Source organism: Vogesella alkaliphila (assembly GCF_014652475.1).
In the GTDB taxonomy this organism is placed as follows: Bacteria; Pseudomonadota; Gammaproteobacteria; order Burkholderiales; family Chromobacteriaceae; genus Vogesella; species Vogesella alkaliphila.
The window spans coordinates 193,828-220,700 of record NZ_BMYW01000005.1 but is presented as its reverse complement, the minus strand read 5'-3'; the positions used below and the strand labels follow the sequence as shown (position 1 = coordinate 220,700).

General features: G+C 64.0%; 22 protein-coding genes and 5 tRNA genes. 8 read left to right on the top strand and 19 right to left on the bottom strand.

What is annotated here, in order from left to right; all coding sequences use genetic code 11:
- Positions 1 to 18 precede the first annotated feature (18 nt).
- Positions 19 to 1,098 (bottom strand): bifunctional DNA-binding transcriptional regulator/O6-methylguanine-DNA methyltransferase Ada, encoded by a 1,080-nt coding sequence (gene ada, locus IE100_RS09710; RefSeq protein ID WP_189373877.1) that lies wholly within the window; start codon positions 1,096 to 1,098, stop codon positions 19 to 21.
- 204 nt (positions 1,099 to 1,302) lie between these two features.
- On the opposite strand from ada, the gene IE100_RS09705 reads away from it, so the two are divergent.
- A complete protein-coding gene (locus IE100_RS09705) occupies positions 1,303 to 2,022 on the top strand; it encodes a DNA-3-methyladenine glycosylase family protein (RefSeq protein WP_189373876.1) in 720 nt (239 codons plus the stop codon).
- A gap of 79 nt (positions 2,023 to 2,101) precedes the next feature.
- Here the strand turns inward: IE100_RS09705 and pnp are convergent, their stop codons facing one another.
- The 7 genes from pnp to rimP form a co-directional block, all read right to left on the bottom strand.
- Positions 2,102 to 4,249 carry a polyribonucleotide nucleotidyltransferase gene (gene pnp, locus IE100_RS09700; RefSeq protein ID WP_189373875.1) on the bottom strand — a complete coding sequence of 716 codons (2,148 nt, stop codon included), beginning with the start codon at positions 4,247 to 4,249 and terminating at the stop codon, positions 2,102 to 2,104.
- A gap of 164 nt (positions 4,250 to 4,413) precedes the next feature.
- Complete coding sequence (rpsO, locus tag IE100_RS09695) at positions 4,414 to 4,683, bottom strand: 30S ribosomal protein S15 (RefSeq protein WP_189354131.1); 270 nt, start codon at positions 4,681 to 4,683, stop codon at positions 4,414 to 4,416.
- Positions 4,684 to 4,758: 75 nt separating this feature from the next.
- Positions 4,759 to 5,682, bottom strand: a complete 924-nt coding sequence (truB, locus tag IE100_RS09690; protein WP_189373874.1) for a tRNA pseudouridine(55) synthase TruB — start codon at positions 5,680 to 5,682, stop codon at positions 4,759 to 4,761.
- Entirely contained in the window at positions 5,679 to 6,131 is a 453-nt protein-coding gene (gene rbfA, locus IE100_RS09685) for a 30S ribosome-binding factor RbfA (RefSeq protein ID WP_189373873.1), read from the bottom strand. Before rbfA ends, truB begins: the two co-directional genes overlap by 4 nt.
- 179 nt (positions 6,132 to 6,310) lie before the next feature.
- Entirely contained in the window at positions 6,311 to 9,238 is a 2,928-nt protein-coding gene (infB, locus tag IE100_RS09680) for a translation initiation factor IF-2 (protein WP_189373872.1), read from the bottom strand.
- Between the two features lie 36 nt (positions 9,239 to 9,274).
- Positions 9,275 to 10,753, bottom strand: a complete 1,479-nt coding sequence (gene nusA, locus IE100_RS09675) for a transcription termination factor NusA (protein WP_189373871.1) — start codon at positions 10,751 to 10,753, stop codon at positions 9,275 to 9,277.
- 54 nt (positions 10,754 to 10,807) lie between these two features.
- Positions 10,808 to 11,236, bottom strand: coding sequence for a ribosome maturation factor RimP (gene rimP, locus IE100_RS09670; protein ID WP_189373870.1), 429 nt, complete (start codon positions 11,234 to 11,236; stop codon positions 10,808 to 10,810).
- A 276-nt stretch (positions 11,237 to 11,512) separates the two neighbouring features.
- Between rimP and IE100_RS09665 the strand changes: the two genes are divergently transcribed.
- From IE100_RS09665 to dapE, 4 genes are all read left to right on the top strand, one after another.
- On the top strand, positions 11,513 to 13,171 hold the full coding sequence (locus IE100_RS09665; protein ID WP_189373869.1) for a long-chain-fatty-acid--CoA ligase: 1,659 nt from the start codon (positions 11,513 to 11,515) through the stop codon (positions 13,169 to 13,171).
- A 127-nt stretch (positions 13,172 to 13,298) separates the two neighbouring features.
- The gene (locus IE100_RS09660; RefSeq protein ID WP_189373868.1) at positions 13,299 to 14,420 is read left to right on the top strand and encodes a PilT/PilU family type 4a pilus ATPase; all 1,122 of its coding nucleotides are present in this window, start codon (positions 13,299 to 13,301) and stop codon (positions 14,418 to 14,420) included.
- Positions 14,421 to 14,445: 25 nt separating this feature from the next.
- Complete coding sequence (locus IE100_RS09655; protein ID WP_189373867.1) at positions 14,446 to 14,796, top strand: ArsC family reductase; 351 nt, start codon at positions 14,446 to 14,448, stop codon at positions 14,794 to 14,796.
- Positions 14,793 to 15,920, top strand: coding sequence for a succinyl-diaminopimelate desuccinylase (gene dapE, locus IE100_RS09650; RefSeq protein ID WP_189373866.1), 1,128 nt, complete (start codon positions 14,793 to 14,795; stop codon positions 15,918 to 15,920). The genes IE100_RS09655 and dapE overlap by 4 nt, the downstream gene beginning before the upstream one ends.
- A gap of 73 nt (positions 15,921 to 15,993) precedes the next feature.
- On the opposite strand, the gene recR is transcribed toward dapE, so the two are convergent.
- The 5 genes from recR to hrcA form a co-directional block, all read right to left on the bottom strand.
- On the bottom strand, positions 15,994 to 16,593 hold the full coding sequence (recR, locus tag IE100_RS09645) for a recombination mediator RecR (protein WP_189373865.1): 600 nt from the start codon (positions 16,591 to 16,593) through the stop codon (positions 15,994 to 15,996).
- A 76-nt stretch (positions 16,594 to 16,669) separates the two neighbouring features.
- The gene (locus IE100_RS09640; protein WP_189373864.1) at positions 16,670 to 17,008 is read right to left on the bottom strand and encodes a YbaB/EbfC family nucleoid-associated protein; all 339 of its coding nucleotides are present in this window, start codon (positions 17,006 to 17,008) and stop codon (positions 16,670 to 16,672) included.
- Positions 17,009 to 17,012: 4 nt separating this feature from the next.
- Positions 17,013 to 18,965 (bottom strand): DNA polymerase III subunit gamma/tau, encoded by a 1,953-nt coding sequence (dnaX, locus tag IE100_RS09635; protein WP_189373863.1) that lies wholly within the window; start codon positions 18,963 to 18,965, stop codon positions 17,013 to 17,015.
- 30 nt (positions 18,966 to 18,995) lie between these two features.
- Positions 18,996 to 20,012 (bottom strand): lytic murein transglycosylase B, encoded by a 1,017-nt coding sequence (mltB, locus tag IE100_RS09630; RefSeq protein ID WP_189373862.1) that lies wholly within the window; start codon positions 20,010 to 20,012, stop codon positions 18,996 to 18,998.
- Positions 20,013 to 20,059: 47 nt separating this feature from the next.
- Entirely contained in the window at positions 20,060 to 21,076 is a 1,017-nt protein-coding gene (gene hrcA / locus IE100_RS09625; RefSeq protein WP_189373861.1) for a heat-inducible transcriptional repressor HrcA, read from the bottom strand.
- Positions 21,077 to 21,318: 242 nt separating this feature from the next.
- Here hrcA and recA point away from each other — a divergent pair, with 242 nt between their 5' ends.
- From recA to alaS, 3 genes are all read left to right on the top strand, one after another.
- Positions 21,319 to 22,383 (top strand): recombinase RecA, encoded by a 1,065-nt coding sequence (gene recA, locus IE100_RS09620; RefSeq protein ID WP_189373860.1) that lies wholly within the window; start codon positions 21,319 to 21,321, stop codon positions 22,381 to 22,383.
- A complete protein-coding gene (recX, locus tag IE100_RS09615; RefSeq protein ID WP_189373859.1) occupies positions 22,383 to 22,829 on the top strand; it encodes a recombination regulator RecX in 447 nt (148 codons plus the stop codon). Before recA ends, recX begins: the two co-directional genes overlap by 1 nt.
- Before the next feature lie 118 nt (positions 22,830 to 22,947).
- Complete coding sequence (alaS, locus tag IE100_RS09610) at positions 22,948 to 25,578, top strand: alanine--tRNA ligase (RefSeq protein WP_189373858.1); 2,631 nt, start codon at positions 22,948 to 22,950, stop codon at positions 25,576 to 25,578.
- Between the two features lie 130 nt (positions 25,579 to 25,708).
- On the opposite strand, the gene crcB is transcribed toward alaS, so the two are convergent.
- From crcB to IE100_RS09580, 6 genes are all read right to left on the bottom strand, one after another.
- Positions 25,709 to 26,086 carry a fluoride efflux transporter CrcB gene (crcB, locus tag IE100_RS09605; RefSeq protein WP_189354085.1) on the bottom strand — a complete coding sequence of 126 codons (378 nt, stop codon included), beginning with the start codon at positions 26,084 to 26,086 and terminating at the stop codon, positions 25,709 to 25,711.
- Positions 26,087 to 26,154: 68 nt separating this feature from the next.
- Positions 26,155 to 26,230 (bottom strand) — tRNA-Asn (locus IE100_RS09600).
- A 68-nt stretch (positions 26,231 to 26,298) separates the two neighbouring features.
- A tRNA-Asn gene (locus IE100_RS09595) sits at positions 26,299 to 26,374 on the bottom strand.
- Between the two features lie 69 nt (positions 26,375 to 26,443).
- Positions 26,444 to 26,519 (bottom strand) — tRNA-Asn (locus IE100_RS09590).
- 70 nt (positions 26,520 to 26,589) lie between these two features.
- Positions 26,590 to 26,665, bottom strand: a tRNA-Asn gene (locus IE100_RS09585).
- A gap of 70 nt (positions 26,666 to 26,735) precedes the next feature.
- Positions 26,736 to 26,811, bottom strand: a tRNA-Asn gene (locus tag IE100_RS09580).
- Between the last annotated feature and the right edge of the window lie 62 nt (positions 26,812 to 26,873).

The window sequence follows — 26,873 nt, the reverse complement described above, 5'->3', positions numbered from 1 at the left end:
GTTTGCAAGCGCCGGCGCTCACGGCTTGGCCTCGCGCGCCAGCAGCGCCTGCTTGCGCGCCACGCCCCAGCGGTAGCCGGACAGGCTGCCGTCGGTGCGCACCACGCGGTGGCAGGGAATCGCCACCGCCAGCACGTTGGCCGCACAGGCGCCGGCCACCGCGCGCACCGCCTGCGGCGCGCCGATGCGCCGGGCGATGTCGCGGTAGCTGGCGGTCTCGCCGGGCGGAATCTCGCGCAATGCCTGCCACACCCGCTGCTGGAAGGCGGTGCCGCGCACGTCCAGCGGCAGGTCCAGCCCCAGCGCCGGCGCCTCGACGAAACCGACTACCGTCGCCACCAGGCGCTCGAAGTCGGCGTCGCCGCCGATCAGCTCGGCGCGCGGAAAGCGGTCCTGCAGCTCGTGCAGCAGCGGCTCGGCGTCGTCGCCCAGCGAGATGGCGCACACGCCGCGTTCGCTCTGCGCGACCAGGATCGCACCCAGCGTGCACTGGCCGATGGCGAAGCGGATCACCGTGCGCGCGCCGCCGGCGCGATAGTCGCCGGGCGTCATGCCCAGCACCGCGTCGGCCTGCGCGTAGAAGCGGCTGTTGGCGTTGAAACCGGCGTCGAAAATCGCCGCCGTCACCGTGTCGTGCTGCTGCAGGCCGTTGCGCACCCGCTCGGCGCGGCGCGCGGCGGCGTAGGCCTTCGGCGTCAGCCCGGTGCGCTGCTTGAACAGGCGGTGGAAGTGATAGCGGCTGAGGCCGACCGCTGCGGCCAACGTTGCCAGGTCCGGCAGCGAGTCCGCGCTGTCGATCAGGCGGCAGGCGGCGGCGACCTTCTGCGCGTGCTGCTGCGCCAGCGGCGGCTGGTCCGGCTTGCAGCGCCGGCACGGGCGATAGCCGGCGCGTTCGGCGTCGGCGCAGCTGGCGTGAAAGCGCACGTTCTCCGGCCGCGCCTGCCGCGCCGCGCACGACGGCCGGCAGTAGACGCCGGTGCTCTGCACCGAGTAGTAGAAACGGCCGTCGGCGCGCGCGTCGCGTGCCAGCACCGCCGCCCAGCGCGGGTCGCTTTCCGTTGCCGCCGCCAGGGCGCGGCGTTTCGCTGTCGCGGTCATCTCGTTTCCTTTCCCACACTCGTCAGCCACCGTATGAGCCTACTGTAGCCAACGCGCTATCGTGGCGCATCCCGCCGCTTGCTGCCGAATTCGCCTATTTTGCGACAGCGGTCGCGATTGCAACAGACCGCCGCAAGAAACAGGATGCGACCGGCGCGGCGCGGGGTTAGCGTGTGCTGTCTGCCATTCTCCATCCTGCCAGCCATGTCTACCCTGCCGCAAGCCCCCTACCATGACCCCTACCATGACCCCTACCATGACCCCTACCACGCCGCCAGCCGGCACCTGGCCGCCATCGACGCCGACTGGGCACGACTGGTGGCCGGGGTCGGCCACTGCCGGCTGCAACCCAAGCCGGCGCGCGAGCCGTACGAGGCGCTGGTACGCGCCGTCGCCTACCAGCAACTGCACGTGCGCGCTGGCGATGCCATGCTGGCCCGGCTGCTGGCCTGCCAGCCGCAACCGGTGTTCCCGACGCCGGAACAACTGCTGGCGCTGGACGCTGGGCAATTACGCGGCTGCGGCTTTTCCGGGCGCAAGGTCGCCACCATCCACGCCATCGCCGCCGCCACGCTGGACGGCCGCGTGCCGTCGCGGCAGCAGGCGGCGCAGCTATCCGACACCGAACTGATCGAGCGGCTGGTGCCCCTGCCGGGCATCGGCCGCTGGACGGTGGAAATGCTGCTGCTCTACACCCTGGCACGGCCGGACATCCTGCCGGTCGATGACTTCGGCGTGCGCGAGGGCTACCGTTTTTTGAAAGCGCTGCCGGCGCTGCCCGGCCGCCGCGAATTGCTGGCCGCCACCGCCGCCTGCAGTCCCTACCGCAGCGTCGCGACCTGGTATCTGTGGCAGGTGCCGGGCCTCGCCGACTACCGGCCGCGACCGGGCAAGCGCCGCGCGGCGGCGACCGGCACCGGCTGACCGCAAAGGTTGGCCGCAATAAAAAACCGCCTGCCCGGCGAGCCGGACAGGCGGTTTGTTCATGCGCTAGCGTACGGGCTTAGGCGCCGGTTTTCAGGCCGAAAGCCGCGTCGCCGCTGGCCGGAGCCGCTGCCGGATTGTCCAGCAGTGCCTTGATCGACAGACGCACGCGACCGCGGTCGTCCATCTCGATCGCTTTCACTTTCACGATCTGGCCTTCCTGCAGGTAGTCGGCCACGTTCTTGATGCGCTCGTGGGCGATCTGGGAGATGTGTACCAGACCGTCCTTGCCCGGCATGATGGACACGATGGCGCCGACGTTGTTGTCGAGGATCTTCACCACCGGGCCTTCGTACACCTTGCCCACTTCCACTTCGGCAGTGATCTCTTCGATACGCTGCTTGGCGGCTTCCGCGCTCTCGGTGGAAACCGAAGCGATGGTGATGGTGCCGTCTTCACCGATGTTGATCTCGCAACCGGTGTCCTTGGTGATGGCGCGGATGGTTTCGCCGCCCTTGCCGATCACTTCGCGGATTTTCTCCGGGTTGATCTTCATCACGTACAGGCGTGGCGCGTGGTTCGACAGCTCTTGCGGGCCTTCGATCGCCTCTTTCATGTGACCGAGGATGTGAACGCGGCCTTCCTTGGCCTGTTCCAGCGCGATCTGCATGATTTCCTTGGTGATGCCCTGGATCTTGATGTCCATCTGCAGCGCGGTGATGCCTGCGGCAGTACCGGCCACCTTGAAGTCCATGTCGCCCAGGTGATCTTCGTCACCCAGGATGTCGGTCAGCACCGCGAAGCGGTTGCCTTCCAGGATCAGGCCCATGGCGATACCGGCCACGTGCGCCTTCAGCGGCACACCGGCGGACAGCAGCGACAGGCAGCCGCCGCACACGGAAGCCATCGACGAGGAGCCGTTGGATTCGGTGATTTCCGACACGATACGCATGGTGTAGCCGAAATCGGCTTCCGATGGCAGAACCTGTGCCAGCGCGCGCTTGGCCAGACGGCCGTGGCCGATTTCGCGGCGCTTCGGCGGGCCCATGCGGCCGGCTTCGCCGGTGGAGTACGGCGGGAAGTTGTAGTGCAGCATGAAGCGGTCGGTGTATTCACCGGCCAGCGCGTCGATGATCTGCTCGTCACGCTTGGTGCCCAGCGTGGTGGTCACGATGGCCTGGGTTTCGCCACGGGTGAACAGCGCGGAGCCGTGTACGCGCGGCAGCACGCCGGTGCGGATGGCGATCGGACGCACGGTGCGGGTGTCGCGACCGTCGATACGCGGTTCGCCGGCCAGGATCTGGCCACGCACGATCTCGGCTTCCAGCGACTTGAAGATGCCCTTGATCTCGTTGGCCACCAGGGTGTCGGTGTCTTCGGTGATCAGCGCGCTCTTCACTGCGGTCCAGGCCGCGCCCAGCGCTTCGGAGCGGGCGCCCTTCTGGCGGATGCGGAAGGCGTTGGCGATCATTTCGCCGGCGATGTCGCGGATCTTGGCGATCAGCTCTTCGTTCTGTGCCGGCGCAGCCCAGTCCCACATTACCGGATTCACTTCGTCGGCGAATTCGTTGATGGCGTTGATCGCGGCCTGCATCTGCTCGTGGCCGAACACCACGCCGCCCAGCATCACGGCTTCGGACAGCTCTTTGGCTTCGGATTCAACCATCAGCACGGCACGCTGGGTACCGGCGACCACCAGGTCCATTTCCGAGGTTTCCAGCTCGGTCTTGGTCGGGTTCAGGATGTATTCGCCGTTGGCGTAGCCGACACGGGCAGCGCCGATCGGGCCGTTGAACGGCAGGCCGGAGATGGCCAGCGCGGCGGAGGCGCCGATCATGGCCGGAATATCGGAATCCACTTCCGGGTTCAGCGACATCACGGTGGCCACGATCTGCACGTCGTGGTAGAAGCCTTCCGGGAACAGCGGACGGATAGGACGGTCGATCAGGCGGCTGGTCAGGATTTCCTTCTCGGACTGCTTGCCTTCGCGCTTGAAGAAGCCGCCCGGGATCTTGCCGGCCGCGTAGGTACGCTCCAGGTAGTCCACGGTCAGCGGGAAGAAATCCTGGCCTGGCTTGACGTTCTTGGAGCCGACAACCGATACCAGTACCACGGTATCTTCAACGGTAACGACCACGGCGCCGGAGGCCTGACGGGCCACTTCGCCGGTTTCCAGGGTCACGGTGTGGCGACCGTACTGGAACGATTTGCTAACTTTATTAAACACGTGAGGTTTCCTTTGATTTAAGGAATAGAACTTGCAACGGGAACCCCTAGCAATCAACACCGTAACCGATACCGATTCCTAGAGGCTCCCCCCGTTGACTCAATAAGATACTGCAGAAACGAAAAAGTCGCAGACAGGCTGCGACTTTTCCGAATTTAAACCGATTACTTACGCAGACCCAGACGAGCGATCAGAGCGCGGTAGCCAGCGACGTCGGTGCGCTTGAGGTAGTCAAGCAGGCGACGACGGGAGCTAACCAGTTTCAGCAGGCCGCGACGGCTGTGATGATCCTTGGTGTTCGCTTTGAAGTGCGGGGTCAGATCGTTGATACGAGCGGTCAGCAGGGCTACCTGAACTTCGGTAGAACCGGTGTCGCCTTCCTGGCGCTGGAAATCTTTAACGATCTGTGCTTTTTGAGCGGCGGTCATTGCCATAATAATAAACTCCGATATCGGTTTAGGGTGTTGCCACCCGACAAGTGTAGCGAGCCGAAACCCATCCACACTTCACTATTCGGTTGCCGGAGCAACCATCACCCGCACCGGTTGAAGCAAACCGTCTTCCGTTGCCTCCGCCAGTCCGAGAAACTCGCGTGTTTGCGCGTGGTAAACACGAAAGCGCTGCATTGTCGCACAGTTTTCGGCACCGCGCACGGCCTGGCCGTGACAAAAGCGGCGCGCGTCTTCTGCGGCCAACGTTTGCTCGGGGAAATGCGACACCAGGATATCGACCGGCAGCAGCAGGCCGTCGCGCGCCTCGCGCGGCAAGGCTTCGATCGCCTCCAGTGTATGCGCCTCCTCCAGCCGGAAGCCGCCGGTGGTGGTGCGGCGCAAGCCGGTGAGGTGCGCGCCGCAACCGAGACGCTCGCCCACGTCCTGTGCCAGGGTGCGGATATAGGTACCCTTGCTGCACAGCACCTCGATCACCGCGGTATCGACGCCGTCAAACGACAGCAACTTGATCTCATGGATGGTGACCTCGCGCCCGGCACGCTCGATCTCGATGCCCTCGCGCGCATACTCGTACAGCGGCCGCCCCTGGAATTTCAGCGCCGAATACATCGGCGGCACCTGGGTGATCACGCCGCAGAATGCGGCCAACGTTTGCTCCAGCGTCGCGCGGTCAAACGCCACCGGCCGCTCGATAACCACCTCGCCCTCGATGTCACCGGTGGTGGTGACCTGGCCGAACTTGACGGTGGCGCGGTAGCCCTTGTCGGCATCCAGCAGATAGGACGAGAACTTGGTCGCCTCGCCGAAGCACACCGGCAGCAGGCCGGTCGCCAGCGGATCGAGCACGCCGGTATGCCCGGCCTTGGCCGCGCTGTACAGCCAGCGCGCCTTCTGCAGGGCACCGTTGGAGCTGACGTCGTAAGGCTTGTCCAGCAGCAGCACGCCGTTGATCGGCAGTTTCACCCGACGTGGTGCGCTCATGCCTTGTCGCCAGCCTCGTCGTCCGCGCCGTCAACCGGCTCGTCGTCCTCGGCTTCGTCCGCGTCGCTGCCGGCATCCTGGGCCACCGTCACCGCCGTGCCGTTGACCTCATCGATCAGGCGGCTCATGTACACGCCGCGCTCGATGGAGTCGTCATAAATGAAGTGCAGCTGCGGCGTGGTGAAAATCTGCAGCACCTTGCCGATGCCGTTGCGCAGGTAGCCGGCAGCGCTTTCCAGCGCTTCCTGGGTGATCTCGCGCTTACCCTCTTCCATCACCGTGTAGAACACCTTGGCGTGGGAGTAGTCGCGGGTCACTTCCACCGCGGTGATGGTAACCCAACCGACGCGCGGATCCTTCAGCCCCTTGCGGATCAGCTCGGCCAGCTCGCGCTGGATTTGCTCGGCGATGCGGTCCGAGCGGGAGAAACCTTTTTTGGCTTTGGCCATGATTGCAAACACCTATTGGGCCACGAATACCACGAAAGGACACGAAGCCGTTGCGCCCTTGCGGACAAGCCACGGCAAGCTGTTCGTGTTTTTTCGTGGGTTTCGTGGCAGATAAAACTCAAAAAGGCGGGGCAAGGCCGGCCTTGCGGCCAACCTTGCTCCCGCCCCTAACCACCGTCTTACAGTGTACGCGCCACTTCGACGATTTCGAATACTTCCAGCTGATCGCCTTCCTGGATGTCGTTGAAGTTCTTCAGCATCAGGCCACATTCGTAACCCTGGCGCACTTCCTTAACGTCGTCCTTGAAGCGCTTGAGCGAGTCGAGTTCGCCGGTATGCACCACCACGTTGTGACGAATCAGACGGACGTGAGCAGAGCGCTTGATGATGCCGTCGGTCACCATACAACCGGCGATGTTGCCTACCTTGGACACCGAGATAACCTGACGGATCTCGACTGTACCCAGGATCTGCTCCTTCTTCTCCGGAGCCAGCATGCCGGACATGGCCGCCTTCACGTCGTCCACCACATCGTAAATGATGTTGTAGTAACGGATTTCGACGCCTTCGCTCTCCGCCAGCTTGCGCGCGGCAGCATCGGCGCGGGCGTTGAAGCCCACCACGATGGCCTTGGACGCAATCGCCAGGTTGATGTCGGATTCGGAAATGCCGCCCACGCCGGAGTGCAGGATGTTGACGCGCACTTCGTCGGTCGACAGTTTCTGCAGGCTGTGCGCCAGCGCTTCGTAGGAACCCTGCACGTCGGCCTTGATGATCAGCGACATGCTCTGCACTTCGCCTTCCGCCATCTGGGCAAACATGTTTTCCAGCTTGGCAGCTTGCTGCTTGGCCAAGCGTACGTCACGGTACTTGCCGGCACGGAACAACGCAATTTCACGCGCCTTGCGTTCGTCGGTCAGCACCATCGCGTCTTCACCAGCGGAGGGCACGTCGGACAGACCCAGGATCTCCACCGGAATCGATGGACCGGCTTCGTCGATCTGCTTGCCATTCTCGTCGATCATGGCGCGAACGCGACCGAAGGCGGTACCGGCCAGAATCACGTCGCCCTTCTTCAGGGTACCGGACTGCACCAGCAGCGTGGACACCGGGCCGCGGCCCTTGTCCAGACGCGCTTCGACGATCACACCCTTGGCCGGCGCATTGACCGGCGAGGTCAATTCCAGCACTTCGGCCTGCAGCAGGATGCTTTCCAGCAGCGAGTCGATGCCCTGACCGGTTTTTGCCGACACTTCGACAAACATGGTGTCGCCACCCCAGTCTTCCGGCACCACTTCGTGGGCAACCAGTTCCTGGCGCAGCCGCTCGACGTTGGCCTCAGGCTTGTCGATCTTGTTCACGGCCACCACGATCGGCACACCGGCCGCTTTGGCATGGTGGATCGCTTCAATCGTTTGCGGCATCACGCCGTCGTCGGCAGCCACCACCAGAATCACGATGTCGGTCGCCTTGGCACCACGGGCACGCATCGCGGTAAACGCTTCGTGACCCGGGGTATCGAGGAAGGTCACCACGCCGCGCGGAGTTTCCACGTGGTAGGCACCGATGTGCTGGGTAATGCCACCGGCTTCGCCGGACGCCACCTTGGCGCGACGGATGTAGTCGAGCAAGGAGGTCTTACCGTGGTCGACGTGACCCATCACGGTCACTACCGGCGGACGCGGCAGCGCCTCGGCGGCTTCGGCCACTTCATCCTTGTCCAGGTACGCTTCCGGATCGTCCGCCTGGGCGGCCTTGCCGACGTGGCCCATTTCTTCCACGATGATCAGCGCGGTTTCCTGGTCCAGCACCTGGTTGATGGTCACCATCATGCCCATCTTCATCAGCACCTTGATCACTTCGGCAGCCTTGACTGCCATCTTGTGAGCGAGGTCCCCAACGGTGATGGTTTCCGGCACCAGCACTTCGTGCACGATAGGCTCGGTCGGCGCCTGGAAAGCATGGGCGTTGTTGCCATTCTTGTGCTTGCCACCCTTGCGGCTCTTCCAGTCATTGCTGGCATCGCCACCGCGGGTCTTCAGGCCTTTGCCTTTTTTGCCGTCGTTCCAGTCACGACCACCGGCACCACCTTTTTTCGCCGGACCGCGACGGGCATCGCCTGCCGGCGCCGGAGCGGCGGCGGGTGCGCCAGCCGGAGCCGGACGCGAAGGGGCTGCACCGGCTGCCGGACGGGCACCCGCGCCGGCAGGACGACCTGCACCACCCTGGCCCGGACGCTGACCGGTCGCACCGGCAGGACGCTGGCCGCCTTGCGGACGGGCACCGTCGGTACGGGCGCCGTCACGACCGCCGGCAGCAGCAGGCTGCATGCGTGGCTGGGTCGGCTTGGCCGAACGCGGCATGTCTTCGGTACGCGCAGCAGGCTTGGCTTCCACCGGTGCCGGCTTAGCGGCCGGCGCTGCGGCTTCCAGGCGGGCAGCGGTACGACGGGCTTCACGTTCCTGCTTTTCACGCATCAACGCTTGCTGGCGAGCACGGAATTCGGCCTGGCGAGCCTCTTCCGCGGCGCGGGAGGCCAGCTCGGCGTCGGACAGGATCGAGGCCGGACGGCTGAGTGTCGGTTGTTTCACCGGTGCGGCCGGAGTTTCCACAGCGGCAGGCTTGGCCTCCACCTTGGTTTCCGGTGCCTTCTCGGCAGATTTTTCCGCCTTGGCTGCAGCAGGCTTGGCTTCCACCGGCTTAGCGGCTTCCACCTTGGCTGGCTCGGCAACGACGACAGGCTCGGGCTTGGCTTCCGTTACCGGAGCGGCAACCACTGCCGGCTCTGCCGCAACTGGTGCAGCGACAGTCTTCGGCGCTTCGTCTTCCGGACGCACGAACACGCGCTTCTTGCGGGTTTCCACCTTCACCGTACTGCCCGTTGCGCTCTGCACCTCGGAAGTCTGCTTGCGGGTCAGGGTCACCTGGTTCGCGTCGCGGGCACCGTGCGACGTTTTCAGGAAGTCCAGCAAACGCTTCTTGTCGCCTTCGGTCAGGGTTTCTTCCAGACCGCGCTTGGCGACACCGGCCTTGTTCAACTGCTCAACGAGCCTTTCGGGAGAAAGGCCAAGCTCACTGGCAAACTGCTTAATATTTGTCAAAACCATGCGTATTCCTAATTCCTCTAGCAATCGTTCCGGGCCTTACTGGTCAAACCAGTGCTCACGAGCCTTCATAATCAAGGCGCGGGCAGCCTCGGACTCCATGCCGGTCATGTCGACCAGATCGTCAACGGCGAGATCGGCCAGGTCGTCACGGTTAGTCACGCCGTTTTCGGCCAGCTTGCGCAAGAGCTCGGCATCCATACCTTCCAGATCCTTGAGCTCGTCGGCCACTTCTTCCACTTTTTCTTCCGAGGCAATGGCCAGGGTCAGGATGGCATCGCGGGCCCGGCTGCGCAGCTCGTTCACCAGCGCATCGTCGAAACCTTCGATTTCCAGCATTTCCGCCACTGGCACATACGCCACTTCTTCCAGCGTAGCAAAGCCTTCCTGCACCAGCAGGTTGGCCATGTCTTCATCGACACCGAGGTGCTGAATGAAGTGTTCACGCAACTTGGCATCTTCTTCCAGATGCTTTTCTTCCGCTTCGGCCACGGTCAGGATGTTCAGACCCCAGCCGGTCAGTTCGGCAGCCAGCTTCACGTTCTGACCGCTACGACCGATGGCCAGCGCCAGCTGTTCTTCCTCGACCACCACGTCCATATTGTGGTTGTCTTCGTCGATCATGATGCGATTGACTTCGGCAGGCGACAGCGCGTTGATGACGAACTGGGCCGGGTCCGGCGACCACAGCACGATGTCGATGCGCTCGCCCGCCAGTTCCTGGGTCACCGCCTGCACGCGCGAACCGCGCATGCCGATGCAGGTACCCTGCGGGTCAAGACGCGCATCGTTGGATTTCACCGCCATCTTGGCGCGCAGGCCCGGGTCCCGTGCGGCTTCCTTGATCTCCAGCGTGCCTTCCTCGATTTCCGGTACTTCCAGCTCGAACAGCTGAACCAGGAATTCGCGAGCGGTACGCGACAGGATCAGCTGCGGGCCACGACCCTGGCGGTCAACACGCATCAGGTAGGCCTTGACGCGGTCACCGACACGCAGGTTTTCCTTCGGGATCATCTGGTCACGCGGCAGCACCGCTTCCAGACGACCGCACTCGACGATGGCATTGCCGCGCTCGATACGCTTGATGGTACCGACCACGATGCTCTCGCGGCGCTGCAGGAACTCGTTCAGCAGCTGCTCGCGCTCGGCGTCACGGATTTTCTGCAGGATGACCTGCTTGGCGGCCTGGGCGCCGATACGGCCGAATTCGACCGCTTCCATCGGCTCTTCGATCACGCCGTGCAGCTCGGCGGCGGGATCACGCTCGCGCGCCTCTTCCAGGCTCAGTTCGCGGTCTTCGAATTCCAGCGCCTCGGCATCGACCACGGTCCAGCGACGGAAAGTATGGTACTGACCGGTGTGGCGATCGATCTCGACACGGATATCCAGCTCATCTTCATTGAACTTCTTCTTGGTCGCCGAGGCCAGGGCCAGTTCCAGCGCACCGAATACCACTTCACGGCTGACGTTCTTTTCACTTGCCAGTGCATCCACCAGCAACAAGATTTCACGACTCATCCAACCCTCCGAATTTCTTCTTTACCTTATATACGCGGCCAACATCCTGCCCGATCAGAACTCAGGCTCCAGCCTGGCTTTGTCGATATTGGACAGGGGAATGGCCACAGTGCGACCATCTTCGAGCTGAAGCTGCAAGACGCTGTCCTGGATGCCCGCGATACGACCCATGAAACGCTTCTGCTGCTCGACCGGCAAACGGGTTCTTACCTTGGCCAGGCTCCCCTGGAAGCGCACATAATCCGCCTCCTTCTTCAAGGGGCGATCAAGGCCCGGCGAGGACACTTCCAGTCGGTCATAGTCGATGTTTTCAACCATGAACAGGCGCGTCAGGTGGTTACTGGTGCTGACACAATCCTCGACCGTAATGCCGCCCGGCTTGTCGATGAACACGCGGAAACCACCACCGGGGGTCAATTCAAAATCAACCAGTTCATACCCCAGACCGGGCAGCGTATTCTCAAGCAGCAAACGTACATCCATGGGCATTCGATTCCAGAAATGAAAAATGGGCGAACCGCCCATCCCTTAAAATGGCGCGATTATACCTGATTTCACGACAGATGAAAACCAATGCACCAAGTGCCCGCCGGAGCCCGCGCTTTGCACTGGCGGTGACATCCTGTACATTTGCAATGATTCCGAACGGTCGTTTGGAATGCAGCTTTGGATAATGCTAAAAAAGATAGATACAACACACCGCACCGAGGGGCTCGGCAGCGGCATCGCATAAACAGCACGATGGAGAAGCCACACGTTATGGAAAAAATCTGGCTAAAAAACTACCAAGCCGGTGTAGCCCACGAGATCGACATCAACGAATTCCAGTCGGTCGTCGAGGTTTTTGAGCGCAGCGTCAACAAATTCCGCGACCGCCCGGCCATGGCGTGCATGGACAAGATCTTGAGCTACGGCGAACTGGACACCCTGTCGGCCAATTTTGCCTCCTACCTGCAAAACACCTTGCAGCTGGCCAAGGGTGCCCGCGTCGCCATCATGATGCCCAACCTGCTGCAGTATCCGGTGGCGGTGTTTGGCATCCTGCGCGCCGGCTGCACCGTGGTCAACGTCAACCCGTTGTACACCCCGCGCGAACTGGAACACCAGCTCAAGGATGCCGGCGTCGATACCATCGTCATTCTGGAGAATTTCGCCGGCGTACTGGAGGACGTGATTGCGCGCACGCCGGTCAATAACGTGGTGGTGGCAGCCATCGGCGACATGCTCGGTTTCCCCAAGTCGCTGATCGTCAATTTCGTAGTACGCAAGATCAAGAAGATGGTGCCGCCGTGGCACTTGCCGGGCCACACCCGCTTCAACGACACGCTGACACTGGGCAGCAAGCAGCCGCTGCGCAAGGTCACCCTCGGCCACGACGACATCGCCTTCCTGCAGTACACCGGCGGCACCACCGGCGTCGCCAAGGGCGCGATGCTGCTGCACAAGAACATCGTCGCCAACATGCTGCAGGCCGGCGAATGGGTGAAACCGGTTGTCCGCGAGGGCCAGGAAATCATCATCACCGCCCTGCCGCTGTATCACATCTTCTCGCTGACCGCGAACCTGATGGTATTCACCGAGCTGGGCGCCCTCAACGTGCTGATCACCAACCCGCGCGACATCCCCGGCTTCATCAAGGAGCTGAAGAAGTACAAGGTCACCGCGATGACGGGGGTCAACACCCTGTTCAACGCGCTGCTGAACCACCCGGAGTTCAAGAGCGTCGACTTCTCCACCTGGCGCCTGGCGCTGGGCGGCGGCATGGCAGTGCAGAAGGCGGTGGCGGAAAAGTGGAAACAGGTCACCGGCACGCCGCTGATCGAAGCCTACGGCCTGACCGAGACCAGCCCCGCCGCCTGCATCAACCCGCTGGACCTGAAGGAATACAACGGCACCATCGGCGTGCCGGTGCCGTCCACCGAGATCGAGCTGCGTGACAACGACGGCAAGCCGGTGGCGCGCGGCGAGGCCGGCGAGCTGTGCATCCGCGGCCCGCAGGTGATGAAAGGCTACTGGAACCGCCCGGACGAGACCGCCAAGGTCATCGACAGCCAGGGCTATCTCGCCACCGGTGACGTCGCCGTGATCACCGACGACGGCTTCGTGAAGCTGGTCGACCGCAAGAAGGACATGATTCTGGTGTCCGGCTTCAACGTGTATCCGAACGAGATCGAGGACGTGGTGGCCATGCACCCGGGAGTGCTGGAAGTGGCCTGCGTCGGCGTCCCCGACGACAAGTCCGGCGAGGTGGTCAAGGTCTTCGTGGTGCGCAAGGACATGAGCCTGAACGAGAAGGACATCATCGAGCACTGCAAGACCAACCTGACCGGCTACAAGGTGCCCAAGGCGGTCGAGTTCCGCAACGAGCTGCCGAAAACCAACGTCGGCAAGATCCTGCGCCGCGCGCTGCGCGCCTGACGCCTTCGCGCCCACAACCACCAACCCGTCGCCAGGCGGGTTTTTTCATGGCCGGACTCTCTACAGCCGGCTACCATTCGGGCTAGACTAGCGCCACCCGAGGCGACCAACAAGGCAACCCGCAACCATGCTCATGCTCCCGTTCCTGAAGCTGATGGCCGACAAGAAGGCCAGCGACCTGTTTTTCAGCTGCGGCGCCCCACCGCAAATCAAGATCGACGGCCACACCCTGCCGGTCAACGACAAGCCGCTGAGCGCGGAAAACGTGCAACGCCTCGCCCACAGCCTGATGAGTCCGGAACAGATCGAGGAGTTCGAACGCGAGCTGGAGATGAACTTCGGCACCGCGGTGGACGAGCTGGGCAACTACCGCGTCAACATCTTCCGTCAGCGCGGCAGCATCGGCATCGTCATCCGTTACATCGCGCCCAAGATTCCGTCGCTGGGCCAACTCAACCTGCCGGAAACGCTGAAGGAGCTGACCTCGCTCAAGCGCGGCCTGATCTTTGTCGTCGGCGCCACCGGCTCCGGCAAGAGTTCGACGGTGGCGGCGATGATCGAACAGCGTAACCAGACACAGACCGGCCACATCCTGACGGTGGAAGACCCGATCGAATTCATCTTCGAGCACAAGCGCTCGCTGGTGAACCAGCGCGAAATCGGCGTCGATACCCACAGCTACCAGAACGCACTGAAAAGCGCGATGCGCGAGGCGCCGGACGTGCTGATGATCGGCGAGATCCGCGACGCCGAAACGCTGACCCACGCCATCAACTACGCACAATCGGGCCACCTGTGCATCTCTACCCTGCACGGCAACAACAGCTACCACGCGCTGAACCGCATCATCAGCTTCTTCCCGCTGGAAAACCGCAGCGCGCTGCTGATGGACCTGTCGGCCGCGTTGAAGGCGGTGATCTCGCAACGCCTGATCCCCGCCACTGACGGCAAGCGCCGCCCGGCGCTGGAGGTGCTGATCAACACCTCGCACATCGCCGACCTGATCCGCAACGGCGAGATCGACAAGATCAAGGAGGCGATCGAGGCCAGCATGACCGAGGGCGCGCAGACCTTCGAACAGTCGCTGTTCCGCCTGTACAAGGACGGCCTGATCTCGCTGGAGGAAGCGTTGCACAACGCCGACTCGCCGACCAACCTGTACTGGCTGATCAACCACGACAACAGCAAGCCGGAAGACAGCAAGCCGGACGACGGCGAAAGCTTTGCCGGCTTTACCCTATCCCACTGAACCACAGCCGACGATTACAACCACCATGATTACCCTTTACGGCATTCCCAACTGCGACACCGTCAAAAAAGCCCGCCAATGGCTCGCCGCGCAGGGCATCGACTACGCCTTCCACGACTTCAAGAAACAGGGCATCGCCGCCGACAAGCTGGCGCAATGGATAGACAGCCTCGGCCTCGAACAGGTGATCAACCGCAAGGGCACCACCTGGCGCGCGCTCAGCGACGCCGAAAAGGCACTGGCGACCATCCCGGCCAGCGCCATCGACCTGCTGATCTGCAAGCCGTCTCTGATCAAGCGTCCGGTGCTGGAGCATGACGGCAAGCTGCACCTCGGCTTCAAGGAAGCCGACTATCAGGAGGCATTCGGCAAATGAGCGCAACCCTGGAACTGACCCGCACCCTGATCGCCCTGGACTCGATCACCCCGCGCGACGAAGGCTGCCAGGAGCTGATGATCGCGCGCCTGGAAGACCTCGGCTTTACCATCGAGCGCATGCCGTTCGGCGACGTCAGCAACTTCTGGGCCCATCGCGGCCACGGCGCGCCGCTGCTGTGCTTTGCCGGCCACACCGACGTGGTGCCCACCGGCCCGGTCGACCAGTGGGACAGCCATCCGTTCCAGCCGGTGATCCGCAACGGTCACCTGTTCGGGCGCGGCGCGGCCGACATGAAGGCGTCGCTGGCCGCCTTCATCACCGCCAGCGAGCGCTTTGTCGCGGCCAAGCCGCAGCACAAGGGCACCCTTGCCTTCCTGATCACCTCCGACGAGGAAGGCATCGCCACCGACGGCACCGTGCGCGTGGTCGATGCGCTGGAAGCACGCGGCGACGTGATCGACTATTGCATCGTCGGCGAGCCGACCTCGTCGCAGCGCTTCGGCGACACCATCAAGAACGGCCGCCGCGGCTCGCTGTCCGGCCACCTGATCGTGCACGGCATCCAGGGCCATATCGCCTACCCGCAGCTGGCCAGGAACCCGGTGCACCTGGCGGCACCGGCCCTGGCGGCACTGGCCGCCGAGGTGTGGGATCACGGCAACGAGTACTTCCCGCCGACCAGCTGGCAGATTTCCAACATCCACGCCGGCACCGGTGCCACCAACATCATCCCCGGCAGCTGCGACATCAAGTTCAACTTCCGCTTCTCCACCGAACACACCGCGGAAACACTGAAGGACCGCGTGCACCAGATCCTCGACCAGCACGGCCTGGCCTACGAGTTGCACTGGCTGCTGTCCGGCAACCCGTTCCTGACCGCACCGGGCGCGCTGACCGACGCCATCAGCGGCGCGATCCACGAGGTTGCCGGGGTGGAGCCGGAGCTGAACACCACCGGCGGCACCTCCGACGGCCGCTTCATCAAGCGCATCGCGCGCGAGCTGGTGGAGTTCGGCCCCATCAACGCCAGCATCCACAAGCTGAACGAGTGCGTCAGCGTCGACGACATCGAGCCGCTGTCGCAGGTATACGAGAAGACCCTGCACAAGCTGCTGGGCTGAGCCCAAGCTTGACCCAAGGTTGGCCGCAAAAAAGCCGCCCGGACCGGGCGGCTTTTTCATGGCCGGCAAGCATTCAGCTCAGCGTGCGCCGCTCGTACATCGCCTGCGCCAGCGTGCCCGGATCGACGTACTCCAGCTCGCCGCCGACCGGCATGCCGCGCGCGATGCGCGTCACCTTCAGCCCCTGCGCCTTCAGCATTTCCGCGATCAGGTGCGCGGTGACCTCGCCTTCGGCGGTGAAGTTGGTGGCCACGATCACCTCGGCCACCACGCCGTCACAGGCGCGCGCGATCAGCCGCTCCAGATCGATGTCCTTGGGGCCGACCCCGTCCATTGGCGACAGCCGCCCCATCAGCACGAAGTAGAGGCCGTCGTAGCAGCGGGTCTGCTCCAGCATCAGCAGGTCGGCCGGCATCTCCACCACGCACAGCACCTCCTGGCGACGCTGGTCGTCGGCACAGACATTGCACAGCGGCGTCTCGCTGAAGGTATGGCAACGCTCGCAGTGGCGCAGATTGAGCAGCGCCCGGTCCAGCGCCCGCGCCAGCTTGTCGGCGCCGGCCTTGTCGCGCTGCAGCAGGTGGAAGGCCATGCGCTGCGCCGACTTGGGGCCGACGCCGGGCAGCACCTTCAGTGCGGCGATCAGTTGATCGAGGGACGGAGGATTTTTCATGACAGGACCTGTGGATCACAAAAAAGGTTGGCCGCAAGCACGCACGGCTTGCGGCCAACCTTTGTCGGGGCATGACTCAGAACGGCAGCTTCATCCCGGCCGGCAGGTTCATGCCGGCGGTGAAGCCGGACATGCGCTCCTGCGACAGCGCGTCGGCCTTGCGGCTGGCGTCGTTGAACGCGGCGGCGATCAGGTCTTCCAGCATTTCCTTGTCTTCCTTGGCGTCGTCCAGCAGGCTGTCGTCGATGCTGACGCGCTTCACGTCGTGGCTGCAGGTCATCACCACCTTGACCAGACCGGCGCCGGACTGGCCCTCGATCTCGATCTTGGCCAGTTCTTCCTGCGCCTTTTTCATGTTTTCCTGCATTTGCTGGGCCTGTTTCATCAGACCCGCGATTCCGGCTTTACCAAACATCGTCTTACTCCTGAACGGGTTGTATCGTCTCGGCCAGCAAGGTCGCGCCCATTTCCTGCACGAGTTGCTGTACCACCTTATCGTTTTGCATGATCAGCCTGGCCTCGGCCAGCTGCTCGCGCTTGAAGCGGGCGTCCCGCATCGCCGGGGTTTCCACATCCAGCGTCTCGATCGACACGCTGATCTGTACCGCACGGCCCAGGTGCTCGCCCAGCACCGTGCGCAGTTTGTCCTGAAAATCGCGGCCCGCCATATTGCGGAACGCTTCCGGCACCGCAAGGTGGAACACCTCGCCGTCCCACCGTTTCAGCGCCGCATTCTGCGCCAGCATGCGCGCGGCGCCCATCCTGGCCCCCAGCTGGCCGATCAGCGCCGACCAGTCGCCATCGAAGGCGACAACCGCCGGCTGTGCCGGCGCGGCGTCGGCCTCCGCCTGCAGCAGCGCATACTCGGCCAGTTCGCCGTCGGCGTCGCCGGCGGCCGGCAACTCGACTATCTCGTCGTCGACCGTATCGGCCGCGTCAACCTCGTCAGAGTCCGGCATGGGTCCGGCCGCCTCACCCGCTGCCGCAGGCGCTGCCACCGGAGCCTCGTGCCACGGCGCGAGATCGACCGGTGGCGGTGGCGTGACGTCAGCCGCTGGCGGCGTGACGGCCGCCGCCGCGGGGGCGGGCTCGGGTTCCGTTTCTGCCGCCGGCAGCGGCTCGGCGGCGGCGGCAGGCGTCACCGCCGACTTGCCGCCGATATTGGCCAGCAGCGCGCGCGCGGGCGACACCGCCGCCGTTGCCGGCGCAAGGTTGGCCGCAGGCTGTGGCGCGCCCGGTGCCGGGCGGTTCTGCACGGCGGCACGCGGCGCCACCTCGGCGCCCCCCTGTGCCGGATGGAAGGCCAGCATGCGCAGCATGGTCATGCTGAAGCCGGCGTGTTCGTCCGGCGCCAGCGCCAGATCGCGGCGGCCATGCAGCGCGATCTGGTAGTAAAGCTGTACGTCCTCGGCACCCAGGCGCTGCGCGAGGGCGAACAGCGCGTCGCGCTCCGGCTCGTCGGCGGCGATGGCGTCCGGCACCGTCTGTGCCAGCGCCAGCTGGTGCAGCAGCATCGCCAGTTCGGCCAGCGCGCTGTCGAAACCGATACCGCGCGCCACCAGCGCCTCCACTTCCTGCATCAGGCGCGCGCCGTCGGCATCGGCCAGCGCCTCCAGCAGGGCAAACAGGTAGCGCTGGTCGACCGCACCCAGCATCGCGCGCACGCCGTCTTCGCGCACGTCGCCGACACCGTAGGCGATGGCCTGGTCCAGCAGCGACAGCGCATCGCGCATCGAGCCGGCGGCGGCGCGGCCGAGCAGCGCCAGCGCCGGTGCCTCGAAGCTCACGCCCTCGGTGTCCAGCACGTGCGCCAGATGCCCTGCCACCTGCTGCGGCGTCATGTTGCGCAGGCTGAACTGCAGGCAGCGCGACAGCACCGTGACCGGCACTTTTTGCGGGTCGGTGGTGGCGAGGATGAACTTGACGTGCGCCGGCGGCTCTTCCAGCGTCTTCAGCATCGCGTTGAAGGCACTCTTGGACAGCATATGCACTTCGTCGATGATGTAGACCTTGAAGCGGCCCATGGTCGGCGTGTACTGCGCGTTTTCCAGCACTTCGCGGATGTTGTCGATGCCGGTATTGGACGCAGCGTCGATTTCCAGCAGGTCGACAAAGCGACCGGCGTCAATCTGGGTGCAGGCCTGGCACACACCGCACGGCTCGGCGGTGGTGCCGGTCTCGCAGTTCAGGCTCTTGGCCAGGATGCGGGCTATGGTGGTCTTGCCCACGCCGCGGGTACCGGTCAGCAGGTAGGCGTGGTGCAGGCGCGATTCTTTCAGCGCATTGCTGAGCGCGCGCACCACGTGCTCCTGGCCGACCAGATCGGCGAAGCGTTTGGGGCGCCATTTGCGGGCGAGAACTTGATAGGTCATGGCGGGCGATTCTAGCAGTTTGCGCCCGGTTCAGGGAGCAGGCGTCACGGCAAAACGCGCCGCCAGGTAGCGGTTGCGGATTTCCTGCGCCAGTTCGTGCGCCACCATCGCGTACAGCGTGCTCTTGTTGTAGCGGGTGATGGTGTAGAAGTTGTTCAGCCCCAGCCAGTAGCGCGTCTCGCCCGGCGCCACTTCCAGCGCGAACAGCACCGCCTTGGCGTCGTCACGCACCGGCGCCAGCGGCGACACCCCCATCGCGCGCAGCTCGGCCACGCTGTAGTGCAGGTTGAATTTGTCCGCCAGCAGCTTGTCCAGTGCCTCGCCCGGCGTCACCTCGGCCGGCACCACCACGTCGTCGCCACCCAGCCAGCCGTGCAGCCGGAAGTAGTTGCCGACGCTGCCGATGGCGTCAACGCGGTTGTTCCAGATGTCGCGATGGCCGTCGCCGTCGAAATCCACCGCCCACTTGCGGAAGCTGGACGGCATGAACTGCGGCAAGCCCATCGCCCCGGCGTAGCTGCCCTTCAGTGACAAGGCGTTGACGTTCTCGCTGCGCGCCAGCAGCAGCAGCTCGGTCAGCTCGTCGCGGAAGAACGCGGCGCGGCGCGGGTAGTCGAAGGCCAGCGTGGACAGCGCGTCGGCCAGGCGGAAGCTGCCGGTGTTGCCGCCGTAGCGGGTCTCGATGCCGATGATGGCGACGATCATTTCCGGCGCGACATGGTATTGCTGCTCGGCGCGGCGCAGCGCGTCCTCGTTGGCCTGCCAGAACGCCACGCCCTCGCCCATCAGCCGCTCACTGTAGAAATTGGGACGGAACTGGTACCACGGCCGCGCGGTGGACGGCCGGTCCATGATGCTGATGATGTTCGGTTTGAGTTCGACATTGGCGAACACCGCCTCCAGCTCCGGCCGCGTCAGCACGCCGGCGGCAACCTGTTCGTCGATGTAGCGCTGCACGTCCGGCCGCGCCAGAAAGGCGGCATCGGCACGGGCCAGCGCGGCGCACAGCGCCAGCAGGGACAACAGCATCTTGGGCAGAAAAGACATGGCGGATCCGTCAAAAGGTTGGCCGCAAGGCGGCCGGTGAGTGAATTCTAGTCGTTGAGATTGAGCGCGCTGGAAACCAGCCGCGCGGTGATGTCGACGATGGGGATCACCCGCTCGTAGGCCATGCGCGTCGGGCCGACCACGCCGAGGGTGCCGACCACCTGGCCGCCCATCCGGTACGGCGCGATCACCACGCTGCAGTCGTCCAGCGTCACCACGCCGGACTCGTCGCCGATGAACAGGTTCACGCCCGGCGCCTGCCGGCTCTGCTCCAGCAGCTGCAGCAGCTCGGTCTTGCGCTGGAAGGTATCGAACAGCTCGCGCAGGCGCTGCAGGTCGCCGCCGAAGTCGTTGGCACACAGCAGCTTGCCCTCGCCGGACACCATCACCTCGTCGCCGCTGAGGCTCTCGCGGCCGAAATGGATCGCCGCCGTCATCAGCCCGGAGATGTCGCCCTGCAGGCAGGTCAGCTCCCGTTCCATGCGCTCGACCACCCCGGCCAGCGCCTGGCCGGCGTAGTGCTGGTTGAGGAAATTGGCGGCCTCGATCAGCTCGCTGCCGCTGTAGTCGCGCGGAGTATTGAACAGGTGGTTGCGCACATCGCCTTCCAGCGTCACCAGGATCATCAGCACCCGCCGTTCGGACAGGCGCAAGAACTCGATCTGGCGGAAGGCGCCGTCCGGGCGCTGCGGCGTCATCACCACGCCGGCAAACTGGGTCAGCTCCGACAGCATCTGCGACGCCGACTGCAGCACGCGCTGCGGGCTGTCCGGCTGCAGGTTGTGGCGCAGCTCCTGCACCATCGGCGCCGCCAGCGGCTGGATGGTGATCAGGCGGTCAACGAACAGGCGGTAGCCGCGCTGCGTCGGCACCCGTCCGGCCGAGGTGTGCGGCGACGCAATCAGACCCATCGCCTCCAGGTCCGCCAGCATGTTGCGGATGGAGGCCGGCGACAGCTCCAGTCCGGAGACCGCGGCCAAGGTTTTCGAGGCGACCGGCTGGCCGTCGGCGATATAGCGCTCGACCAGCACCTTGAGCAGGCGTTGCGTACGTTCATTCAACATGCGGCCATTCTGGCACAGCTTGGCTTGTCGCCAAAAGCATTACTTGCACCGCCGCTTATGCCATAAGCAAGCTTGGCCCCCGGGGGTTTTGTGCGATAATCCTGCGCTTGAATATCCCGCGCGCCCCTGCCCTTGTGGCGCGCACGCATCGTTGCCTGTCGCTTTTATTTGGCACGCCAGATGAAAACGTACATAATCAAACCCAATCCCTTACACCACACCGTTGAATGAATGGAGCAAGCATGGCGGAGCGTTCCGAAGACAAGAGCAAGGCCCTGAGCGCAGCACTGGCCCAGATCGAAAAGCAGTTCGGCAAAGGCTCGATCATGCGCATGAGCGACAACCAGGTGCACGAAAACCTGCAGGTAATCAGCACCGGTTCGCTCGGCCTTGACCTCGCCTTGGGCGTTGGCGGCCTGCCGCGCGGCCGCGTGGTGGAAATCTACGGCCCGGAATCGTCCGGCAAGACCACGCTGTGCCTGCAGGTGGTCGCCGAGGCGCAGAAGCTGGGCGGCACCTGCGCCTACATCGACGCGGAAAACGCGCTCGACCCGTCCTACGCGCAAAAGCTGGGCGTCAAGGTCGACGAGATGCTGATCTCGCAGCCGGACACCGGTGAACAAGCGCTGGAAATCTGCGACATGCTGGTGCGCTCCGGCGGCGTCGACGTCATCGTGGTCGACTCGGTGGCGGCACTGGTACCGAAGGCCGAGATCGAAGGCGAAATGGGCGACAGCCATGTCGGCCTGCAGGCGCGCCTGATGTCGCAGGCCCTGCGCAAGCTGACCGGCAACATCAAGCGCACCAACACGCTGGTGATCTTCATCAACCAGATCCGCATGAAGATCGGCGTGATGTTCGGTAGCCCGGAAACCACCACCGGCGGCAACGCGCTGAAATTCTACGCCTCGGTGCGCATGGACATCCGCCGCATCGGCGGCATCAAGAAGGGCGAAGAGGTCATTGGCAACGAAACCCGCGTCAAGGTGGTCAAGAACAAGGTGTCGCCACCATTCAAGCAGGCGGTGTTCGATATCTTCTACGGCGAAGGCATCTCGCGCGAAGGCGAAATCATCGACATGGGCGTCGAGCACGACTTCATCAGCAAGTCCGGCGCCTGGTATGCCTACAACGGCCAGAAGATCGGCCAGGGCAAGGACAACACCCGGCAGTGGCTGAAGGACAATCCGGAAGTCGCTCAGGAAATCGAGCGCAAGATCCGCGACACCGTCGGTGTGCAGATCGTGGCCAACAAGGATGACGCCGCCGACGAAGAAGAGCTGCTCGACGATACCTTCGATGTCTGATGGCCGGCACTGAAAAAAGCCTGAAGGCGCGAGCCGTCGATCTTCTGTCCCGCCGCGAATACTCGCGGCTGGAACTGAAGCGGCGGCTCGCGCCGTTTGCCGACAGCGAAGCAGAAATCGACGCGCTGCTGGACGAACTGGCCGCCAAGCACTGGCAATCGGACAGCCGCTTTGCCGAGCAGTTTGCCAGCAGCCGCGGCCACAAGTACGGCAGCCGCCGCCTGGCGCAGGAAATGCGCGAACGCGGCATCGACCGCGACACCATCCAGTCTGCGCTGGCACAGCAGGACGATCTGGCCACCGCGCGCGCCGTCTGGCAGCGCAAGTTCGGCCGTCCGCCGGCCGACCAGCAGGAGCGGCTGAAGCAGATGCGCTTTCTCGCCAGCCGCGGCTTCGGCATGGACATCATCCAGCGCGTCCTGCGCGGCGAACCCGACGACGAATAAACCGCGCTGCACTTGCCAGCACCGGCCACGCTTGCCACAATCGGGCATCGCTTTCTGCACCGCGCCACCGCAAGGTTGGCCGCAACCCGAATTCACTGAAGATACTGACCGAATCCCCATGAAAACAGCTGAAATCCGCCAGAAGTTCCTCGACTTCTTTGCCTCGAAAAACCATCAGGTGGTTGCCTCCAGCAGCCTGATCCCCGGCAACGACCCGACCCTGATGTTCACCGTGGCCGGCATGGTGCAGTTCAAGGACGTGTTCCTCGGCTTCGAAAAGCGCGACTACACCCGCGCCACCACCAGCCAGAAGTGCCTGCGTGCCGGCGGCAAACACAACGACCTGGAAAACGTCGGCTACACCGCGCGCCACCACACCTTCTTCGAAATGCTGGGCAATTTCAGCTTCGGCGACTACTTCAAGCAGGATGCCATCACCTACGCCTGGGAATTCCTGACTGGCGAGCAATGGCTGAACCTGCCGAAAGACAAGCTGATGGTGACCGTCTACGCCAGCGACGACGAAGCCTACGACATCTGGCACAAGACCGTCGGCCTGCCGGCAGAGAAGATCGTACGCATCGGCGACAACAAGGGCGCACCGTACGCGTCCGACAACTTCTGGACCATGGGCGACACCGGCCCGTGCGGCCCGTGTACCGAGATCTTCTATGACCACGGCGAAGAAGTCGCCGGCGGCCCGCCAGGCAGCCCGGACGAAGACGGCGACCGCTTCATGGAAATCTGGAACAACGTGTTCATGCAGTTCAACCGCGACGAGACCGGCACCCTGCACCCGCTGCCGAAACCGTCGGTGGACACCGGCATGGGCCTGGAGCGCCTGTCCACCGTGCTGCAGCACGTGAAATCCAACTACGAAACCGACGCCCTCGCCTGCCTGGTGCGCGCCGCCGCCCGCGAAACCGGCGTCGAGTACAGCCAGAACGTGCCGTCGCTGAAGGTGATCGCCGACCACATCCGTGCCTGCTCGTTCATGATCGCCGACGGCATCCTGCCGTCCAGCGACGGTCGCGGCTACGTGCTGCGCCGCATCGCGCGCCGCGCCATCCGCCACGGCTACAAGCTGGGCCAGAAAGGCCTGTTCTTCCACAAGATCGTGGCCGATCTGGTGGGCGAGATGGGTGACGCCTACCCCGAGCTGCGCCAGAAGCAGGCGGTGATCGAGGACGCGCTGCGCCAGGAAGAAATCAAGTTCGCCGAAACGCTGGAAACCGGCATGGCACTGGTCGACGCCGCACTGGCCGGCGGCAAGACCGCGATGGACGGCGACACCGTATTCAAGCTGTATGACACCTTCGGCTTCCCGGTCGACCTGACCGCCGACATCTGCCGCGAACGCCATATCGAGGTCGACATGGCCGGTTTCGAACGTGCGATGGAAGAACAGCGCAGCCGCGCCCGTGCCGCGTCCGCGTTCAAGGTTGCCGGCAACGTCAGCTACGACGGCGCCGATACCAGTTTCCACGGCTACAACCAGCACAGCGTCGATGCCAAGGTGATCGCGCTGTACAAGGGCACCGAGCCGGTACAAACGTTGGCCGCAGGCGATGAAGGCATCGTGGTGCTGGACAACACCGCGTTCTACGCCGAAGGCGGTGGCCAGGTCGGCGACGTCGGCGAGATCTCCGTCGCCGGCGGCGTGGGCGCCCTGTTCGACGTCAACGACACGCAGAAGATCAAGTCGGCGGTATTCGGCCACACCGGCCGCCTCGCCAAGGGCAGCCTCACCATCGGCGATACCGTGCAGGCCACCATCGACCTGCACAAGCGTCTCGCCACCGCGCGCAACCACTCGGCCACGCACCTGCTGCACGCCGCGCTGCGCAAGGTGTTGGGCAACCACGTCGCGCAGAAAGGCTCGCTGGTCAACGCCGAGCGCACCCGCTTCGACTTTGCCCACGGCCAGCCGGTCAGCGCCGAAGAAATCGCCGAGATCGAACGCGTGGTCAACCACGTGGTCGCGGCCAACCACGAGGTCAAGGCCAGCCTGATGGGCTACGACGACGCGATCCGTGCCGGCGCCATGGCGCTGTTCGGCGAGAAGTACGGCGACGAAGTGCGCGTGCTGCAGATGGGCGACTTCTCCGCCGAACTGTGCGGCGGCACCCACGTTGGCCGCACCGGCGACATCGGCTTCTTCAAGATCGTGGCCGAAGGCGGCGTTGCCGCCGGCGTGCGCCGCATCGAGGCGGTGACCGGCGAAGGCGCGGTCGCCTACGTACAGGCCCAGGACAGCCTACTGAAGGCCACTGCGGCCAGCCTCAAGGCGCAGACCAGCGACGAGGTGCTCAGCAAGATCGGCGCGCTGCAAAGCGAACTGAAGGCGCTGGAGAAGGAACTGGCCGCCGCCAAGGGCAAGCTGGCCGCCTCCGCCGGCGACAGCCTGGCGGAACAGGCCATCGAGGTGAACGGCGTCAAGCTGCTGGCCGCCGAGCTGGACGGTGCCGACAGCGCCGCGCTGCGCGACCTGCTCGACAAGCTGAAGGACAAGCTCGGCTCCGCCGTGATTGCGCTGGGCAGCAAGTCCGACGGCAAGGTGGCGCTGATCGCCGGCGTCACCAAGGACCTGACCGGCCGTTTCAAAGCCGGCGAGCTGGTCAACCATCTGGCACAGCAGGTCGGCGGCAAGGGCGGTGGTCGTCCGGACATGGCCCAGGCCGGCGGCACACAGCCGGAAAACCTGAGCGCGGCCATTGCCAGCGCCAGGGACTGGCTGGCAGCCAAGTAAGCCACGCCAGCGGCAACAAAAAGCCCACCTTCCAAGGTGGGCTTTTTCATTCGCTATCGCCGCCAGCATGGCACGGGTCAGAGCCGATCACGCTGACCAACTGGCTAATTGTCAGCGCAATGCAGACACCCTAGCCCAGCCAGCGCGCGGTGGCGAAGCCGGCAATCGTCAGCAGCAGCGAACCGAACAGGTGCAACGACACCGCCAACAGCGCGGTGCCGTAGCGCTGCAGCTGCAGCAAGGACACCACCTCCAGCGAGAAGGTGGAAAACGTGGTTAGCGCGCCAAGAAAGCCGGTAAGGATGAACAGCCGCCACTCCGGCAGCCAGTGCGGATTGGCCACAAACAGACCCGCGATCAAGCCCACCAGATACGCGCCCAGCCAGTTGGCGACCACCGTACCCGGCGGAATGGCCGGAAACAGGCGGTTGAGTTGCGCCGCAAAACTCCAGCGCAGCAAGGCGCCCAGCACCGCCCCACTGGCAATCGCCACTACCGACTTGATCATGCCCCCTCCTCCATTTGCTGCCACATGCTAAACAAAAAACCCGCCGGAAGGCGGGTTTTTGATTTGGCTGGCTCCCCGACCTGGACTCGAACCAGGGACCTGCGGATTAACAGTCCGTCGCTCTACCGACTGAGCTATCAGGGAACATCAAACTGGTTACTGCTAACATCAAACCAGCATCACATTGGCTGGCTTGCTGCACTGGGTGTTGGTGGCTCCCCGACCTGGACTCGAACCAGGGACCTGCGGATTAACAGTCCGTCGCTCTACCGACTGAGCTATCAGGGAACATCAAACTGGCTACTGCTGACATCAAGCCAGCTATCACATCGACTGGCTTGCTGTACTGGGTGTTGGTGGCTCCCCGACCTGGACTCGAACCAGGGACCTGCGGATTAACAGTCCGTCGCTCTACCGACTGAGCTATCAGGGAACATCAAACTGGCTACTGCTGACATCAAGCCAGTTATCACATCGACTGGCCTGCTGCACTGGGTTGTTGGTGGCTCCCCGACCTGGACTCGAACCAGGGACCTGCGGATTAACAGTCCGTCGCTCTACCGACTGAGCTATCAGGGAACATTCAAGCTTATTACTGCTGACATCAAGCCAGTTATCACATCGACTGGCTTGCTGCACTGGGTGTTGGTGGCTCCCCGACCTGGACTCGAACCAGGGACCTGCGGATTAACAGTCCGTCGCTCTACCGACTGAGCTATCAGGGAATTGCCTAAAGAGGTGCGCAGTTTAGACAGCGATCGCCGATTCGTCAAGCCCGAAAAATGAA